Source organism: Streptomyces sp. NPDC050546 (assembly GCF_044457425.1).
GTDB lineage: Bacteria > Actinomycetota > Actinomycetes > Streptomycetales > Streptomycetaceae > Streptomyces.
On record NZ_JBITGX010000023.1, the window covers coordinates 18013 to 33853 of the forward strand.

The following is a 15841-nucleotide window of genomic DNA, read 5'->3' on the forward strand; positions in this document are numbered from 1 at the left end:
TTCAGGGCCGGCGCCTATCGCTTCTGTGCTCTGTAGCGCTTCATCAGCACGGTGACGCGGGCCTGGTCCGCCTGCCCGTTGAGCTCGGTCAAAAGATCGTCAGGGCACAACTCGTAGAGGTCACCCCACCAGCGCCGTCCTCGGTTGTCCCAGATGCGATAGCCCCCTGGCACACCTCTGGCCACGTAACGTCTCCTGGCCACCGTCCCCCCCAACCCCTGCGTGGTCCGCGATCCAGACCGTACGCAATCCGGGGGGCGCCGGGCGAGCCGATATGCGACGCCATACCCTCAACTCCCCTGTCCGACTGTCCGGATCCGGTGTTCCTCCGGAGCGGCGTTGATGGCACCCTGGCGAGCACTTCGGAACCGGCCGGCAGAGCGGAAGCGGCAGCATGATCAAGTGGATGCCCCTGGGCACCGGAGCCAGGCCCGTCCCGCGGCCGGTGGCGACCCCGTTGGTCTGGGCCGGGGCCTTCGCGGGCGCTCCGGCGCTGGTGGCGTGTCTCAACACCGTGGTGGGGCCCGACCGTCCGGAACTGGCGCTGCCCGCGCTCTCCATGCTGGCCGCCGTGCTCGGCCTGGGCGCACGCTTCACGGCCGCCCCCGGCACGGCCCTGCTCTGCTGGCTGTTCCTCAACGGCTTCGTCATCCCGCCCGCCGGCACCCTCACCTGGGCCGGACACCGCGACACCACATGGCTCGCCTGTCTGCTCGCGGCGGCCCTGCTGGGCACGGCCCTGGCCCGCCTGGCCCACGCCCGCGCCGCCTACCGCCGCCTCGCCCCCGGGAACGGCCCGGGCGACGGACCGTACGACTCCTGACGACGGCCGCCTGGGCGCCCGGGGCGAGGAACAGGGTGTTTCAGACGAGAATGCGGAGCAGGTTCAGGTCGGCGTGGCCGGGTAGCCGCCTGCTGGCTCTGGCGCCGTGGCGACGACGCGGCCAGACCTCTCCCAGATCCAAACTTCCCAGATCCAGACCTCCCAGATCCAGACCTCGCAGAACCCCAGGAGTCACCCATGGCGAAGATCCTTTTCCTGATGACCGGCGCCGACCACTGGACGCTGGCCGACGGCAGCAAGCACCGCACCGGCTTCTGGGCCGAGGAGGCGGTCGCCCCCTACGAGGCGTTCAAGGCCGCCGGTCACGAGATCACCGTGGCCACCCCGGGCGGCGTCGTCCCGCCGGTCGACCCGGGCAGCCTGGCCCCGCAGGCGGCCGGCGGCGAGGAGAACGCCGCGAAGATCAAGGCCGTGGTGGAGGGCGCCCCGGAGTTCCGCACCCCGCTGACGCTGACCGACGTACGCCTCGGCGACTTCGACGCGGTCTACGTCCCCGGCGGCCACGGCCCGATGGAGGACCTCGCCGTCGACACCGACTCCGGCCGCCTCCTCGCCCGCGCGGTGGAGTCCGGGCTGCCGGTGGGTGTGGTCTGCCACGGCCCGGCCGCGCTGCTGGCCGCGGTGCGGGAGGACGGCACCAACGCCTACGCCGGCTACCGGATCACCGCCTTCACCAACGCCGAGGAGCGGCTGGCCGGCAGCGCGGACAAGGCGAAGTGGCTGCTGGAGGACCGGCTGACCGAGGCCGGACTGACGGTCGAGACCGGGGAGCCGTGGGCGCCGCACGTCCGGGTCGACCGCAACGTCGTCACCGGCCAGAACCCGGCCTCCTCCGCCCCGCTCGCCGCCGAGCTGCTCAAGAAGCTCCCCTGACGCCGCGCGGACGGCAGCCGCGCTCACGAGCCTGGCATGCGCGTCCAGCCACAGCGAGGAGACCTGGACGGGCGACCGGGTCGAGGCGGACGTCCCCGTCGCCGGGGAGGCGCTCGGCAGGGGCCTCGACCTGTGGCTCCTCGATCTGAGGACCACCGCGGAATCCCGCGCCTGAGCGCCGCGAGGGCGCTCAGGCGCGGGGCGGCCGCGGGCGCTACCGCGCCGGCTGCCGCCACCACGCGGCGGAGGCGTCGCGCAGGGTGTTGGTGCCGCAGTGCACCTCGCCCATGCCGAGGTGGTACGTGTACCAGTCGTCGATGTACGACACCTTCATGCCGACCTTCGTGTAGACGGCGTTGACGGCCTCCGTGAAGATGTCCTTGCCGGCGATGACGGGACCCCACTGGCGCGGGGCAAGGTAGCGGTCGCGGCCCAGGAGCACGCCGTTGACCGCGCCGGGCACGTACGCGCTGGTCTCCACCGCCGCCGGTGCCGCCGCACGCGGGGCCGCCGGGTTCTCGGCGAGCCACTTCTGCTGGCCGCGGTCCCGGAGGCTGTCCACCAGGTCGGACGCTGCGCCCATGCGCGTCAGACGCGGCACGGGAACGTCCTGGCCCTCGGCGGAGAAGGCCTCCGACTCACGGGTGTACAGCGCGGGCACCCGCACGATCTCCGCGTCGGTGACACCCGTCTCGCGCTTGAGGATCTCCAGGTTGGCCGCGATGCGCCGGGCCGCCATCTGGTTGTCGGACACCAGGCGCCGGGAGGCGAGCGCCTGGTCGATGGTCTCCTTGGGCGCGGGGCTGTCGCTGCGGCCCGGGACGGAGAACATCTTCGTGCCGCCGTGGCCGTCGCGCTTGGCGTCGCGCAGCAGCCGCAGCCCCGCCTCCGGGTCGGCGACGCCGATGCGCCAGCCGCGCGGGGTGTCGGCGGGCAGGAACTGCACGAACTCGTCGACGTGCCCGACGCCCAGCCAGGAGGTGTCCAGCAGCAGCGGGTCCTGCATGCCCTGCGACTTCAGCATCGTCCGCATCACCTTCGACGGGCGTGCCCCGCTGTCCTTGCGCTCGCCCATGATGATGCGCCCGGCCGGGAAGGAGCGCCCGTTGTGCGCGTAGGACGGGATGGTCTCCAGGTTCCCGAAGGAGTTGAGCGACCAGTCGTCGGGCTCCGCCGGGTCGGTCACCTGCACGACCCCCATGTCCCGGCCGCGGATCTTCTCGAACAGCTCGCGGCCCGCGTCCCGGTCCGGCTGGGCGGAGCGCAGCATCACGCGCATCACCTGCGCCTGCCCGTTCGGCCCGGTCATGTTGACGTAGGCCGGTTCGACGAAGTCCTGGGCCCAGGGGTCGGCGTACTTCGTGAACTTGACCAGCGGCGTGGTGACCCCGGCCTTCTTGACCTCCTTGCCGAGTTCGGCGACGAACTTCTGCTGGAGGCGGCTGTACTCGCCCTCACCCTGGACCTCGGTCACCATCACCTGCTGGGTGTTCTGCAGATGATGCTGGGTCAGCAGCGGCGCGACGCGCAGGGTCACGGCGTCGGAGGTGGACTTCTGCCCGGACGTCACGGTCAGCCGGACCACCGCACGCCCGTCCCACTTCGCCGTGTCCCGGACGATGTCGGTGGCCTCGATGCCGAACTCCACGCCGGCCCGCAGCTCGGCGGCGGTCAGCCGGGTCGCCGGCGTCACCAGGACCCACTGCCCGGCGCGCTTGAGGAAGAGGTGCGCGTGCTTGCCGCCCGTGGTGACCTTCAGGCTGCCCTTGGCGTTCGCGGGGAGGCCGGGCAGGGGCACCGAACGGACCCGGGCGAGGTCGGCGGCGTCCGCGCCGCCGTTGACCTTGGTGTCGGTGCCGTCGTTGCACGCGGCCAGCTTGGCGTCGGACAGGGGGCTGCCGCCCGGTCCGGTGACGGGACACCGCTTGGTGTCGTCGTCGATGTTGGGCAGGTAGACCGCTCCGCGCCCGGTGGACCAGCCGTCCTCGCCGGTCTTGTCGCTGCCGCCGGTGAGGTCGACCCGTCCGTCGCGGTTCACGTCGACGCGCAGATCGGCCCGGTCGGCCGTCTCGGCGGCGAAGGCGGAGCCGGCCGGCCCGGCCAGCACGGATCCGGCCGCCGCGAGGGCCAGGACCAGCGATCCGGCCGGAATCAGACGTGGACGTATGTGGGTTCGTGAACGCACAGCGCGGTCCTCTCAGTTGGGGGGTGGCGCTGTGCAAGAGGCGGAAGAGGGCCTGTGCGTTGCCTGTGGGGAGGCGGTTACCGCGTGCCGTGAGCGGAACGTCCGGCGGCAGGTGCCGGGCACGGGCACTGCGTCCGTCCGGCGGTTGTGCGCTCCCGGTACGGCGAGGTTCGGCGAAGTGGCCGGGAGGCTGGCGCAGATTGGTCGTATGCGGTATATGCGGCGTATGGCCGGTACGGGACCGTCCATGCTGACGCGCGTGGTGCTGGCGACGACCATCGGCACCGCGCTGGAGTGGTACGGCTTCATCCTGTTCAGCACCATGAGCGCGCTCGTCCTGAACCGGCTGTTCTTCCCGCCCGGCGATCCGGTCGCGGCGACACTGGCGTCCTTCGCCACGTTCGCGGTCGGGTTCGCCGTCCGGCCGCTCGGTGCGCTGGTCATCGGGCACTACGGGGACCGGCTGGGCCGCCGGCGGATGCTGGTGATCACGTTGGTCACGGTCGGCCTGGCCAGCGCCCTGATGGGCGCGCTGCCGACGTACGCGACCGCCGGGGTGTGGGCTCCCGTACTGCTGGTCGTGCTGCGGATGATCCAGGGGTTCGGGGCGGGCGCCGAGTACGCGGGCGCCTCCCTCACCCTGGCCGAGTTCGCCACGCCGGAGCGTCGCGGGCGCTACGCCGCCATCCCCCCGGCGGGTGCGGCGGCCGGCGCGCTGCTCTCGGCCGGGGCCGTCGCCGCCGTGGCGGCCCTGCCCCCGGACGACTTCCTCGGCTGGGGCTGGCGCATCCCCTTCCTGGTCACCCTCCTCGTCACGGCGACCGGCTTCTACATCCGCGTCAGCGTGGCCGAGAGCCCGATGTTCGAGGAGGCCAAACGGGAGCGGGGAGTCGCCCGGGCACCCGCCGTGGAGCTGGCCCGAGAGTCTCCGCGCACCCTCGTCCTCGGGGTGATCAGCAGTATCGGGCCGAATGTCGCCGCGTACATCCCGGTGGTGTTCGCGCTCGCCTACCTCACCGAGCAGCTCGGCGTCTCCCGTACGGTCACCCTCGTCGGCGCGCTGATCTACTTCGCGTGCAGCGCGGCGGTGACGCCGGTGGCCGGGGCCCTGGGCGACGCGGTCGGCCGCCGGACGGTGCTCGGCTGGGCCATGGTCGGCGCGGCGGCGTTCGCGTTCCCCTTCTTCTGGCTGCTGGACACCGAGGAGGCCGGGTACGTGTGGTTCGCGTTCGGCTTGAGCGGGCTGCTGCTGGGGGTTCAGCTCGGCGCCCAGGCGGGCTTCCTGGCGGACCTGTTCACGACCAGGACCCGGTTCAGCGGAGTCGCCCTGAGCCGCGAGGTCGCGGCGGCACTGGCGGGCGGCACCGCACCCCTCATCGCCGCCGCCCTGCTGGAGGCGGCCGGGGGAGAACCCTGGCCGGTGGTCCTCTATATGAGCGTGCTGCTGCTGATCAGCGCGCTCGCGGTGGCCCTGATCCACGGCATCGGACGGCACGAGCAGCGGGGGGAGGCCGGGGGACGGCCCTGAGGGGCCATCCTTGAGGCCCGTCCTAAGGGCCCGTCCTGAGGGCCCGTCCTGAGGGGCCGTCCTGAGGGGCCCGTCCTGGGGGGCGTCCTGGGGGCCCGTCCTGGGGGGGGGCGTCCTGGGGGGGGCGTCCTGAGGAGTTGGCTCTGAGGGGGCCCCTCGCGCACAGGCCTCAGGGCGGGAGCATGCCCACGGCGGTGGCGGCCGCGACGCGGTGCCAGTCCGTGTCGCCCCGGAGCATCGCGTGGTCACCGCCCGGTACGAGGCGGACGTCCGCCCGGGCCCCGGCCGCGCGGGCCCGGTCCACGAACGCCACCGACGCACCGGGCTCGGTGACCCGGTCCCGGTCCCCGTGGATCACGACGACGTCCTTGTCCCGCAGGTGGGACACCGGCTCGCCGTCCGGGCACCAGGGCGCCAGCGCCAGCACCGCCCGGACCTGCGGCGCGCCCGCGGCACGCAGGGCGGCGCGGCCCCCCATCGAATGACCCACGAGGACCACCGGCACGTCACCGGCGCGGCGGGCGAGCTCGTCGAGCGCCCGCCGGACGTCCCGCAGGGCGTCACCCTCGGAGCCGTTCCAGCCGCGCACGCGGTAGCGCACCTCGCCCAGGAAGACCCCGTCGTCCGGCAGCGCGGCGGCCACGGCCCGCACGAAGGGCCTCATCCGCAGGGCCGCCAGATGCCAGGGCCGCGAAGGGGCCCGGCCCTCGGACCTGCCGCCGTGCAGGAACAGCACGGCGGCACGCGGCGCACCGGGGACGCGGCGCGGCACCAGCGCGGTCGGCACGCCGGGTGCCCCGGCCCCGGCAGTGCCTTCCCGCTCGTTGACTGTCATCCGCGCTCCTCACGTGCCTCATCCGGGTGCCCTCCAAGGTCCATCCGTAGCCGGTCGGTGGGCGCCCTTCAAGAGTCATCCGTAGCCGGTCGGCGGGGCGGCGTCGCTCACCTGGGTGGCAGCGGGAAGAAGCCGCTGGTCCGGGCCGCGTACGCGGCATACCCCGGGCGCTCGGCCATGTGCCGTTCCAGCAGGCGCTTCCCGCTGCCCTTGGTCAGCAGCAGGCTCATCACCACCGGCGACACCACGACGGCCGCCGCCGCGGCGGGCGCGTCGCAGACGATCAGGAACAGGCCCCACCAGACGCAGAAGTCCCCGAAGTAGTTGGGGTGACGGGTGTAGCGCCACAGCCCTCGGTCCATGATCCGGCCCTTGTTCTCCGGATCCGCCTTGAACCGGGCGAGCTGGGCGTCCCCGGCCGCCTCGAAGAACACGCCGACCGCCCACAGACAGGCGCCCGCCGCGGCCCACCCCGTCATCGGCCCGGTGATGTACTGCGCGGCCTGGACCGGCAGCGACACCAGCCACACCAGCGCGCCCTGCAGCAGATACACGATGCGCAGCGCGTACAGGTTCCGGCTGCCGGGCGCCTTGGCCAGCATCTCCTCGTAGCGCGGGTCCTCGCCGTGTCCGCGCCCGCGCCGGGCGATGTGCACGGCGAGACGGATCCCCCACACCGCCGTCAGCGCGGTGACCAGGATCCGCCGCCCCGGGTCGCCGGTGCCCGCCGACGCGAGGAAGGCCGCTACGGCCACGGCGGTGAACCCGAGCCCCCAGGCCGCGTCGACGATCCGGTGCACGCCCTTGCGCACGGCGACGGCGAAGGTCGCCAGCATCACGGCGAGCGCGGCCCCGGCGGACCACGCGAGGCCGACCGCGAACGCGGCCCAGGCGAACCCGTTCACGGCCGGGCCTGCCGAGCGGTGGGAGTCATCGGGCCGTGGCCTCCTTGGTGAGCAGGTACTGCTGTACGTCCAGGTAGCCGGAGCGGAATCCGGCCTCGGAGTAGGCGAGGTAGAACGTCCACAGACGGCGGAACGTCTCGTCGAAGCCGAGCGCGGCGACCTCGTCCGCGCGCCCTGCGAAGCGTTCCCGCCACAGACGCAGAGTCTCGGCGTAGTGGGCACCGTGGGCGTCCCGGCGGGTGACGCTCAGCCGGGTGTGGTCGCGCACGGTCCCGGCGACGGCCTCCACGGAGGGGATCAGGCCGCCGGGGAAGACGTACTTGGAGATCCAGGTGAAGGTGTCCCGGGCGGCGATCATCCGCTCGTGGGGCATGGTGATGGCCTGGAGGGCGGCGCGTCCGCCCGGGGCCAGCCGTTCGTCGAGGGCGCGGAAGTAGGCGGGCCAGAACTCCGCGCCCACCGCCTCGACCATCTCCACGCTCAGAACGGCGTCGTAGGTGCCGTGTGCCTCGCGGTAGTCGCACAGTTCCACCGAGACCCGGCCGGCGAGACCGGCCGCCGCCACGCGCTCGCGGGCCAGGGCGGCCTGTTCGCGGGAGAGGGTGAGCGAGGTGACGTGCGCGCCGCGCGTCGCGGCGCGGATGGCCAGTTCGCCCCAGCCGGTGCCGATCTCCAGTACCCGGGTGCCCTCCCGCACGCCGGCGAGGTCCAGCAGCCGGTCGATCTTGCGGTGCTGGGCGGCGGCGAGCAGCTCCCAGTCGGCGGGGAAGCCGCGGAACAGGGCCGAGGAGTAGCTGAGGGTGTCGTCGAGGAACAGCGCGAACAGGTCGTTGGACAGGTCGTAGTGGCTGCTGATGTTGGTCCGGGAGCCGCCCGGGGTGTTGCGCTGCGCGTCCGGCCGGCGCGGCGCCCACAGCTTGCGCAGCCTCTGCAGCGGTGCGGGGACCAGCTCGCCCATGCGCGCCGCGAGCACGGTGAGGGCGGCGACCAGGTCGGGCGCGTCCCACTCGCCGGCCATGTACGACTCGCCGAAGCCGACCAGTCCCTGGCTGCCCACCCGGGCGTGGAACGCCCGCGGGTCGTGGAGGTCCAGTACGGGGCCGCCCTTCCCGAGGGAGGTGCCGTCGGGGAAGCGGACGTGCAGCGGCAGGTCACGCAGGGCACGTCGTACGACGGCCGCCGTGATCGCGGTCCGCGCCCGGGAGGCCTTCGGCGGCCGGGCCACGTCGGGCCAGCGGGTCGCGTCCACGGCCCCGGGGGACACGGCCACGGTCCGCCCCGTGTCGCCGGTGCGCGGCTCGGCTGTCGTCATGCGGAGTTCTCCCTGTCGCGATGGTCGGGTCGGGGCCGGACGGGCAGCCCGCGCAGATACAGCCGGATGCCGTGCAGCCGGATGGCCGCGGACACGGCGAGCGTGGACCAGGGCCGGCGCAGGGCCAGCCGCAGCAGCGTTCCGGTACGGGCTTCGTGGCGCGCCCCGCGCACGGTCGCGGTGAACGGCCTGCCGCCCTCCCGTTCCAGGTGCACGGTGAGGTCGAGCCGGTCCCCGGGAGCGGGCAGGCGCATGCGGTAGCGGCCGTCGACCGGGAAGAACGGCGAGACGTAGAACTCCTTGCCCACCTCGGCCTCCCCCGAGGCGTCCGGGCGCAGCAGATAGCAGTGGCGTTCGCCGTAGGTGTTGTGGACCTCGGCGACCACACAGCGCACGGTGCCGTCGGGGCCGTGGCACCAGTAGACGGTGAGCGGGTTGAAGACGTGTCCGAGGACCCGTGCGTGGGTGAGCATCACGACCCGGCCGCCGTCCAGCCGCACCCCGTGGCCGGCCAGGAAGGCGTCCAGTCCCGCGCGGATGGAGGGCGGCCCGCCGGAGAAGTGGTCGCGCGGATCGAAGCGCGCCAACGGCCGGAGTGGACGCGGGAGCCGAGGGAGCCGGTCGGGGTCGACGAGCCACATGTAGGTGCGGTGGCGCAGTGCGTACCGCAGGGGCGCGGTGCGCACGTGGACGATCGCGCAGCGGTACAGGGCGGGCACGGGCGCGGGCTCGGACACGGGCGCGGGTGCGGGCGTGGATATCGGCGTCGTCACCATCGCACCCCCAGCGCCGCGGCGGCCGTCACCCCGGACCGGCAGCCGTCCTCGTGGAAACCCCAGCCGTGGTAGGCGCCCGCGAACGCCGTGACGGGGCCGCCCAGTTCGGGCAGCCGCTGCTGGGCGGCCACCGACTCCGGGGTGTACACGGGGTGTTCGTAGACCATGCGGGCGCGGACCCGGGCCGGGTCGACACGGTCCTCGCCGCCGAGGGTGACCACGAACGTCTCGGTGGCGTCGAGCCGCTGGAGCCGGTTCATGTCGTAGCTGACCCGCACCCGGTCGGCGCCCGCACCGCACGACGGCATCAGGTAGTTCCACGACGCCCGCGCCCCGCGCGCACGCGGCAGCAGCCGGGTGTCGGTGTGCAGGAGCGTGGTGTTGCGGGAGTACCGGAACGCGCCGAGCACCTCCTTCTCCTCCGGCGTGGCATCGGCCAGCAGCCGCAGGGCCTGGTCGGGGTGGGTCGCGAGGACCACCGAGTCGTACGACCGCGTGGTGCCGTCGGCCGTGGTGAGGCTGACGCCGTCGGGATGCCGCCGCAGGGCCCGGACCGGAGCCGCGGGGCACACCTCGTCCAGCCGGGCCGCCACCCGCTCCACATACACGCGGGAGCCGCCGGTGACGGTGCGCCACGTCGGTGATCCGCTCACCGAGAGCATCCCGTGGTGCTCCAGGAAGCGGAACAGATAGGCGGCCGGGTAGCGCTGCGCGGCGGCGGCGTCGCAGGACCACACCGCCGACACGACCGGGGTCATGAAGTGGGTGCGGAAGTAGGGCGAGAAGCCCTCGCCGTCCAGGAACTCCCCGAGGGTGAGGTCCGGTTCGCTCCCCCGCGCGAGGAGGCGCCGGGCGGAGCGGTGGAAGGCCGGTATCTCTCTCAGCATCCGCAGATAGGCCCCGCGCAGGGCGTTGCGGGGCCGGGCGAACAGTCCGGCGGGGCCGCGGGCACCGGCGTACTCCAGGCCGCAGCCCTCGCACCGCACCGACATGCTCATCTCCGACTCCTGCGTGGCGACGCCGAGTTCGCCGAAGAGACGCAGGAGGTTCGGATAGGTGCGGCGGTTGTGCACGATGAAGCCGGAGTCGACGCGGTACGTCGCGCCGCCGGGCCCGGTCAGCTCGTGGGTGTGGGCGTGCCCGCCGAGCCGGTCGTCGGCCTCGAACAGCGTGACGTGATGCGCGCGGGCGAGCACGTACGCGGCGGTCAGCCCCGCCACCCCGCTGCCGATCACGGCCGTGCGCCGCCGCTCCCGTGCGGCGGCGTTTCCCGGCACTGGTGACATCGCCTCTCCTCCTGATCGGACCCGGACCGGACCCGGACCGGACCCGGACCGGACCCGGACCGGACCCGGACCGGACCCGGTAGCTGTCGCGGTCACGATCACGGGCATGGGTCGACCGGGCCGCTACCAGGTACTTCCGGGCGGGGACGCCGTACGGATGCCGGGGCGGCCGTGAAATCCGCGAAGGAACCGGCTTCGGAGGGGTCGGGAACGAGCGCGGCCGCTCGGAACGGCAGGGCGTCGGTACGGCGGACGCTTCCGCACGTACGTCCGGGGGTAGGGGTCCAGCCGGACGCCGCCCCCACCGACGTCCTGCCCACCCTCACCGCATGCGCCCCCCACGGAGACGGCCCTGCCCCCCTACAGTGTCCCTGCCCACGTCCGTCTCGGCACGCCCTCGCATCGCAGGCCCCATGTCAGCTGAACCACACTCCACGGCAGCCCCCCGCCCGGGCGCCCGCGGCGCCCGTCGGCCGGGCGACCGGCCCTGGGCGGCCGCGCTGCGCCGCACCCCGGTGTCGATGTGGCGCGACGACGTGTCGGACTTCGCCGCCGCCCTCACCTACTACGCCATCCTGGCCGTGCTGCCCGCCCTGCTCGTCACGGCCATCGCGTTCAGCCTGATCAGCCCGGGCACGGCCGAGGCCTTCATCGCGCACGTCACCGCCTACGCGCCCGGCCAGTCGGGTGCCCCCCTGCACGACGTGCTGTCCCGCACGCTGCACGACGGTTCGGCCGTCTGGACCCTGCTGTGCGGCGGCATCGTGAGCGCGGTGTGGTCCGCCTCCAGCTACCTCGCCGTCTTCCGCCGCGCCCTGCACCGTATGCACCGGGTGGCCGACCGCCGCTCGCCCTGGCGCAAGGCCCACCGCATCCTGCTCACCGCGCTGGCCCTGCTCGGACTGCTCGTCGTAGGTTCCCTCGTCCTGCTGCTGACCGGCCCCGCCGCCGAGAACATCGGCCGCTATCTCGGCCTCGGCGCGATGGCCGCGTGGACCTGGAGCCTGCTGCGCTGGCCGCTTCTGCTGTGCGTGGTGGCCCTGCTGGTCGTCATCGTCTTCCACACCGGCCCCAGGGCGGCACGCACCCGCGGCCACAGCCTCCCCGGCGGAGCCCTCGCAGCCGCCCTGTGGCTCACCGTCTCCGCCGGCTTCGCCCTCTACGCCTCCGCGCTGAGCACCTACAGCAGGCTCTACGGCTCCCTGGCCGGCGTCGTGGTCTTCCTCGTCTGGCTGTGGCTGTCCAACCTGGCACTGCTGGCCGGCGCCCAGTTCACCGCCGAACTGAGCGAGCCGGAGTCCCCACCTCGCCACAGCTGAGGCTGTGTCACAGGCACGTGACGGCGACGTCCGGGACGTGAGACGACGTGAACCGGATGCCGGAGGGGACCGTCTTGATGATCGTAAACGCGCGGTAGCGATCACTAGATGCCCCGCACTTGTCGTTCCTTGGAGGAATTCCGCGATGAACCGTCGTCTGCGCACCGCTCTCGCCGTCACCGCCGTGATCGGCTCGGGCCTGCTGATGACCGCGTGCGGGGGCGGTGACGAGTCGTCGGCGTCGGACTCCCCGGCGGCCTCCTCCAGCCAGGCGAGCCCGACGGCGGCCGACGGCGGCGAGGGCGGCAGCGGTTCCGGCACCTCGAAGTCCTCCGGCGGCGGGGCCGCGGGCAGCGGCTCGTCGGACAAGTCCGGTACGGGCGGCGGCGACGCCTCCGGCAGTGACGCGTCCGGGGACAAGAAGGGCTACGGGCAGAGCTGCGGCACCAACGACATCTCCTGGAGCGTGAGCTCCGAGGACCAGGCCGGCGGCTACTTCCTGATCAAGGCCACGGCCAAGTCCGGCATCACCTGCGTCCTGCCCGCCGAACTGCCGGTGGTGGCCTTCGGCTCGGACGGTACGGAGGCCGGGCCGGCGGAGCAGTCGGCGGGTCAGTCGATCACGCTGCGCGCAGGCGTCACCGCCTACGCCGGCGTCAACCCCAAGACCACCAAGGAGGACGGTGGTAAGGAACTGGACAGCCTCATCGTCTCCGTCTCCAACGACGACCCGAACCCCGAGTCCCTGAAGGTCGATTCGTACATCGTCGACAAGCCGGTCGTCACCAGCTGGCACACCTCCGCCACCGACGCGGTCCCGTTCTCGGGCTGACACCGGGGACAACTCGGGGGCGCGCAGAAGAACTGCGCTCCCCCTTCTCACCACCCAACCCCTTCCTCACCCCATGCCCTTCGTCCAAGCTCCTCTGCGCCCCTCCATCACCCTTCCGGGACCGTAACCGCCGCCACAACAATGGCCCCTCGTGCCGCCACTGCTTGCAGTGGCGGCTACGTCTGTCCCGAGCCGGGGGGAATGGCATCGGGACGTCACAAGGCAGCAGGGCGGCCCGACGGCCGTCGAGGAAATGGGCGGCAGCCATGCCGCCCGGGGGGCAACACATTCATGTCCGAATACCTGACCACGCCTGCCGGACGCCCGGTCGCAGCGGGGAGGGGCCGTTCAGGCTCCTTACGCACGGAGGGAAGCCGCCCCGGCGGCAACCCTGTTCACAGCCGAGGCCGACGTACGCAAGGCGCCCACAGGCGACGTCTGGTCACCCAGGGGGCGGCCCCGCTGATGGAGACCGCCGTTATCCTCCCCGCCCGCAACGAGGAGGACGGCGTTCTGCTCGCGCTGGAATCACTCGCCGCGCAGAGCACACCACCCGACCTGATCATCATCGTGGTCAACAACTCCTCTGACCGGACTGAGGAGTTCGCCCGCCGGTTCGCCGACCGTCCCGGTGTGCCGCGCACGGTCGTCTTCAACCTTCCGGACAACCCGCACAAGAAAGCCGGCGCCCTCAACCACGGCATCGACTGGCTGCACAGCGCATCCGGCGGACTCGCCGCCGCCGCGAAGTACCTGCTGGTCATGGACGCGGACACCAGCCTGCACCCGAAGTTCCTGGAACGGGCGCGCAACGTCATGGCCTCCGACCGGCGGCTGGGCGGACTCAGCGCCACCTGCCTCGGCCGCACCGGACTGTGGAAGAACCTCTGGCAGCGCTATCTGCTGGGGATGCAGATCATGGAGTACGGGCGCTACGCCCGCGGCCGCTACCGTTTCGGCATCCACAGCATGTCGGGCGCGGGCTCCTTCTATCGCACCGAGGCGTTGCTGAGTCTCCTGCGCTGGCGCGGCGAGGTGTTCTGGGAGGACCACGCCAACCTCGTGGAGGACTACGAGACGACGCTCGCGCTGAAGGAAGTGGGCTGGAAGGTCACGGCCAACCAGCACTGCATCGCCTACACCGACCTTATGCCCACCCTGCGGGAGCTGATCGGCCAGCGGGAACGCTGGGGACGTGGCACGGTCGACACCCTGCGGCGTCGCGGCTGGACCAAGCACACGTGGTTCTCCATCACCAGCATGGTGCTCGGTTTCGTCGGCTTCCTCTACACGCTGGGGTGGCTGGCCGTCTGGACCGGCGTGATCGCCGACTCGGGCTTCGTCCTGGATCCGGTCTGGTTGTGCCTGGTCGCCTTCTGGATCGTGTACGCCGCCTTCCGCACCCGCCATCTCGGCTGGAAGGGCGTCCTGGTCGACGTACTGATGCTGCCGGGGCTGGTGTTCTCCACCGTGCGTGCCTACTGGTTCGCCTCCTCGGTCGTGAAGTCCTACGCCACCCGCGTCTCGGCCTGGAAGTGACCGGAGAGCCAGGAGCCTTGAGCGCCTGACCTTCCTGATCCGCCTGATTCATCTGCCTGATCCGACGCGGCCGCCAGGCCGCCGAGAGGAAAACGATCGTGAACTACCTCAGCGGTACCGGAACCGGACTCGTCACCGGTGCGGCCTCCCTCGCGGCCACCGGCACCTCCTCCACCGCGCACCTGATCATCGCCGCCAGCCTGGCCCTGGTCCTGGGCGGCCTGACGACGTACGCCGCGGCCCTCCGCCGCCGACGCCGCGACGCCAGCGCCGCCGGCCACTGAGCCGGAGCCACCCGTCGTTCGTCACGCTCCAAGGGCCGGACCACTGTGTGGTCCGGCCCTTTCCTCTGGCGGAGATCCGTCCCGGCCCGTCCTCAGACGGCCGTCTGCCGCTGGGGCGTCGACACGGCTCGCACCGCCGAGCCCGAGACGAGTACCGCTGACAGGGCGGTCAGACCGGTCAGGATGTCCTGGATCTGGGCCGCCGGCGCATAGACGATCACGATGACGATGAGCAGGGCCGCCCAGTTCCGCGGGCGGGCGATGGACACTACAGAGCGAGTTGGAGCCACAGTCATTGCGGTACCTCCTGGTCCTCGTTGCTGCTTGGACTCATAGTGGCGTCTCCGCCGCCAGCACGTCCGTTGAGCACCCCGGACAGGGTTTCACGGTCCCCCGGACGGGTGCAGCCCCTCGCCCCCGGGCGCCTCACACGACGGCCTTGTACTCCTGCCAGCCCGTCGCGATCCTCGCGCGGCCGCCGAACGACCCGTTGCCGTCACCGTTGTTGCGGTACAGGTTGCCGCCGGTGTCGCGGGAGACGAGGTCCGACCTGCCGCCGCCCGTGATGTCGCCGACCGCGGGAGCCTGACGCCATGTTCATGGCGGACGGTGTTCCTGGCGGACGGCGGCGACTCTCGGAAGCCCCGTGGTAGCGTCCGTATACAAGGTGTATGCGAGAGCTGGGGGCTGCCGTGACGTCCGGTCGGGAGAAGGCGTACGCGTATCTCAAGGACACGGTGCTGACGGATCCCGGGATGCAGGGCGCCTTCCTGTCGGAGCAGGAGCTCGCGGACCGTATCGGCGTCTCCCGCACGCCCATCAGGGAAGCGCTGCTGCAACTCGCCGCCGAGGACCTGGTCGAGCTGGTGCCCAAGCGCGGCGCCCGGGTGTCGCCGCTGACGGGGCGGGAGATCCGCGAGCTCATGGAGCTGCGGGGCATCGTCGAACGGTACGCCGCCCAGCAGCTCGTCTCCGGCGGGGGAGCACCGGTCGAGGAGCTGCGGTCCCTGCTGGAGCGGCAGCGCGAGCTCACCGGCGCCGACCAGGCCCGGGAGTTCATCGCCGTGGACCACTGCTTCCACGCGGCCCTGGTGTCCGCCGTCGGCAACGCCCTCCTCGACCGGCACTACGAGGGCCTGCGCAGTCGCCAGGTCCGGGCCGGAGTGGTCGCCCTCTTCAACCAGCAGGGCCGTCAGGAGGCGGTGCTGGAGGAGCACGAGGCCATCCTGGAGGCGCTGGAAGCCGGTGACGCGCAGGCCGCGTGGGCCGCCATCGACCACCATCTGGAGTCGACGCTCAAGGTGCTGCTCGCGGGCTAGCGGT

16 protein-coding genes are annotated in these 15841 nt (G+C 72.5%); 8 read left to right on the plus strand and 8 right to left on the minus strand.

From position 1 onward, the window contains the following. Positions 1 to 14: 14 nt before the first annotated feature. The gene (locus ACIBK5_RS38690) at positions 15 to 203 is read right to left on the minus strand and encodes a hypothetical protein (RefSeq protein ID WP_399027365.1); all 189 of its coding nucleotides are present in this window, start codon (positions 201 to 203) and stop codon (positions 15 to 17) included. Between the two features lie 191 nt (positions 204 to 394). On the opposite strand from ACIBK5_RS38690, the gene ACIBK5_RS38695 reads away from it, so the two are divergent. After that, positions 395 to 823, plus strand: a complete 429-nt coding sequence (locus ACIBK5_RS38695) for a hypothetical protein (RefSeq protein ID WP_399027367.1) — start codon at positions 395 to 397, stop codon at positions 821 to 823. 198 nt (positions 824 to 1021) lie between these two features. Next, a complete protein-coding gene (locus ACIBK5_RS38700) occupies positions 1022 to 1717 on the plus strand; it encodes a type 1 glutamine amidotransferase domain-containing protein (protein WP_399027369.1) in 696 nt (231 codons plus the stop codon). 214 nt (positions 1718 to 1931) lie between these two features. On the opposite strand, the gene ACIBK5_RS38705 is transcribed toward ACIBK5_RS38700, so the two are convergent. After that, entirely contained in the window at positions 1932 to 3902 is a 1971-nt protein-coding gene (locus ACIBK5_RS38705) for a protein-arginine deiminase domain-containing protein (protein WP_399027371.1), read from the minus strand. Between the two features lie 247 nt (positions 3903 to 4149). Here ACIBK5_RS38705 and ACIBK5_RS38710 point away from each other — a divergent pair, with 247 nt between their 5' ends. Further along, positions 4150 to 5430 carry an MFS transporter gene (locus ACIBK5_RS38710; RefSeq protein ID WP_399027373.1) on the plus strand — a complete coding sequence of 427 codons (1281 nt, stop codon included), beginning with the start codon at positions 4150 to 4152 and terminating at the stop codon, positions 5428 to 5430. Positions 5431 to 5599: 169 nt separating this feature from the next. Here the strand turns inward: ACIBK5_RS38710 and ACIBK5_RS38715 are convergent, their stop codons facing one another. From ACIBK5_RS38715 to ACIBK5_RS38735, 5 genes are all read right to left on the minus strand, one after another. Beyond that, the gene (locus ACIBK5_RS38715; RefSeq protein ID WP_399027375.1) at positions 5600 to 6265 is read right to left on the minus strand and encodes an alpha/beta fold hydrolase; all 666 of its coding nucleotides are present in this window, start codon (positions 6263 to 6265) and stop codon (positions 5600 to 5602) included. A 107-nt stretch (positions 6266 to 6372) separates the two neighbouring features. Further along, positions 6373 to 7170 (minus strand): DUF1295 domain-containing protein, encoded by a 798-nt coding sequence (locus ACIBK5_RS38720; protein WP_399027377.1) that lies wholly within the window; start codon positions 7168 to 7170, stop codon positions 6373 to 6375. A gap of 25 nt (positions 7171 to 7195) precedes the next feature. Next, positions 7196 to 8482 carry a class I SAM-dependent methyltransferase gene (locus tag ACIBK5_RS38725; protein ID WP_399027379.1) on the minus strand — a complete coding sequence of 429 codons (1287 nt, stop codon included), beginning with the start codon at positions 8480 to 8482 and terminating at the stop codon, positions 7196 to 7198. Then, on the minus strand, positions 8479 to 9258 hold the full coding sequence (locus tag ACIBK5_RS38730) for a DUF1365 domain-containing protein (RefSeq protein ID WP_399027381.1): 780 nt from the start codon (positions 9256 to 9258) through the stop codon (positions 8479 to 8481). The genes ACIBK5_RS38725 and ACIBK5_RS38730 overlap by 4 nt, the downstream gene beginning before the upstream one ends. Beyond that, on the minus strand, positions 9252 to 10544 hold the full coding sequence (locus ACIBK5_RS38735) for an NAD(P)/FAD-dependent oxidoreductase (RefSeq protein WP_399027383.1): 1293 nt from the start codon (positions 10542 to 10544) through the stop codon (positions 9252 to 9254). Before ACIBK5_RS38735 ends, ACIBK5_RS38730 begins: the two co-directional genes overlap by 7 nt. 413 nt (positions 10545 to 10957) lie before the next feature. On the opposite strand from ACIBK5_RS38735, the gene ACIBK5_RS38740 reads away from it, so the two are divergent. The 4 genes from ACIBK5_RS38740 to ACIBK5_RS38755 all read left to right on the plus strand — a co-directional run bounded on the left by ACIBK5_RS38740 (position 10958) and on the right by ACIBK5_RS38755 (position 14518). After that, positions 10958 to 11863 (plus strand): YihY/virulence factor BrkB family protein, encoded by a 906-nt coding sequence (locus tag ACIBK5_RS38740; protein WP_399027385.1) that lies wholly within the window; start codon positions 10958 to 10960, stop codon positions 11861 to 11863. A 145-nt stretch (positions 11864 to 12008) separates the two neighbouring features. Continuing rightward, positions 12009 to 12695, plus strand: coding sequence for a DUF4232 domain-containing protein (locus ACIBK5_RS38745; RefSeq protein ID WP_399027386.1), 687 nt, complete (start codon positions 12009 to 12011; stop codon positions 12693 to 12695). A 465-nt stretch (positions 12696 to 13160) separates the two neighbouring features. Further along, positions 13161 to 14234, plus strand: coding sequence for a glycosyltransferase (locus ACIBK5_RS38750; RefSeq protein ID WP_399027388.1), 1074 nt, complete (start codon positions 13161 to 13163; stop codon positions 14232 to 14234). A 98-nt stretch (positions 14235 to 14332) separates the two neighbouring features. After that, a complete protein-coding gene (locus ACIBK5_RS38755) occupies positions 14333 to 14518 on the plus strand; it encodes a hypothetical protein (RefSeq protein WP_382491569.1) in 186 nt (61 codons plus the stop codon). Between the two features lie 92 nt (positions 14519 to 14610). Here the strand turns inward: ACIBK5_RS38755 and ACIBK5_RS38760 are convergent, their stop codons facing one another. Beyond that, positions 14611 to 14814, minus strand: a complete 204-nt coding sequence (locus ACIBK5_RS38760; RefSeq protein WP_399027390.1) for a hypothetical protein — start codon at positions 14812 to 14814, stop codon at positions 14611 to 14613. Positions 14815 to 15189: 375 nt separating this feature from the next. On the opposite strand from ACIBK5_RS38760, the gene ACIBK5_RS38765 reads away from it, so the two are divergent. Next, on the plus strand, positions 15190 to 15837 hold the full coding sequence (locus ACIBK5_RS38765; protein ID WP_399027392.1) for a GntR family transcriptional regulator: 648 nt from the start codon (positions 15190 to 15192) through the stop codon (positions 15835 to 15837). Positions 15838 to 15841: the final 4 nt, after the last annotated feature.

Bases quoted from the DNA above. Each gene is read 5' to 3' on its own strand.
- ACIBK5_RS38695 (WP_399027367.1), top strand. From the start codon at position 395: ATGATCAAGTGGATGCCCCTGGGCACCGGAGCCAGGCCCGTCCCGCGG.
- ACIBK5_RS38700 (WP_399027369.1), top strand. From the start codon at position 1,022: ATGGCGAAGATCCTTTTCCTGATGACCGGCGCCGACCACTGGACGCTG.
- ACIBK5_RS38710 (WP_399027373.1), top strand. From the start codon at position 4,150: ATGCTGACGCGCGTGGTGCTGGCGACGACCATCGGCACCGCGCTGGAG.
- ACIBK5_RS38715 (WP_399027375.1), bottom strand. From the start codon at position 6,265: ATGACAGTCAACGAGCGGGAAGGCACTGCCGGGGCCGGGGCACCCGGC.
- ACIBK5_RS38725 (WP_399027379.1), bottom strand. From the start codon at position 8,482: ATGACGACAGCCGAGCCGCGCACCGGCGACACGGGGCGGACCGTGGCC.
- ACIBK5_RS38730 (WP_399027381.1), bottom strand. From the start codon at position 9,258: ATGGTGACGACGCCGATATCCACGCCCGCACCCGCGCCCGTGTCCGAG.
- ACIBK5_RS38735 (WP_399027383.1), bottom strand. From the start codon at position 10,544: ATGTCACCAGTGCCGGGAAACGCCGCCGCACGGGAGCGGCGGCGCACG.
- ACIBK5_RS38740 (WP_399027385.1), top strand. From the start codon at position 10,958: ATGTCAGCTGAACCACACTCCACGGCAGCCCCCCGCCCGGGCGCCCGC.
- ACIBK5_RS38745 (WP_399027386.1), top strand. From the start codon at position 12,009: ATGAACCGTCGTCTGCGCACCGCTCTCGCCGTCACCGCCGTGATCGGC.
- ACIBK5_RS38750 (WP_399027388.1), top strand. From the start codon at position 13,161: ATGGAGACCGCCGTTATCCTCCCCGCCCGCAACGAGGAGGACGGCGTT.
- ACIBK5_RS38760 (WP_399027390.1), bottom strand. From the start codon at position 14,814: ATGACTGTGGCTCCAACTCGCTCTGTAGTGTCCATCGCCCGCCCGCGG.
- ACIBK5_RS38765 (WP_399027392.1), top strand. From the start codon at position 15,190: ATGCGAGAGCTGGGGGCTGCCGTGACGTCCGGTCGGGAGAAGGCGTAC.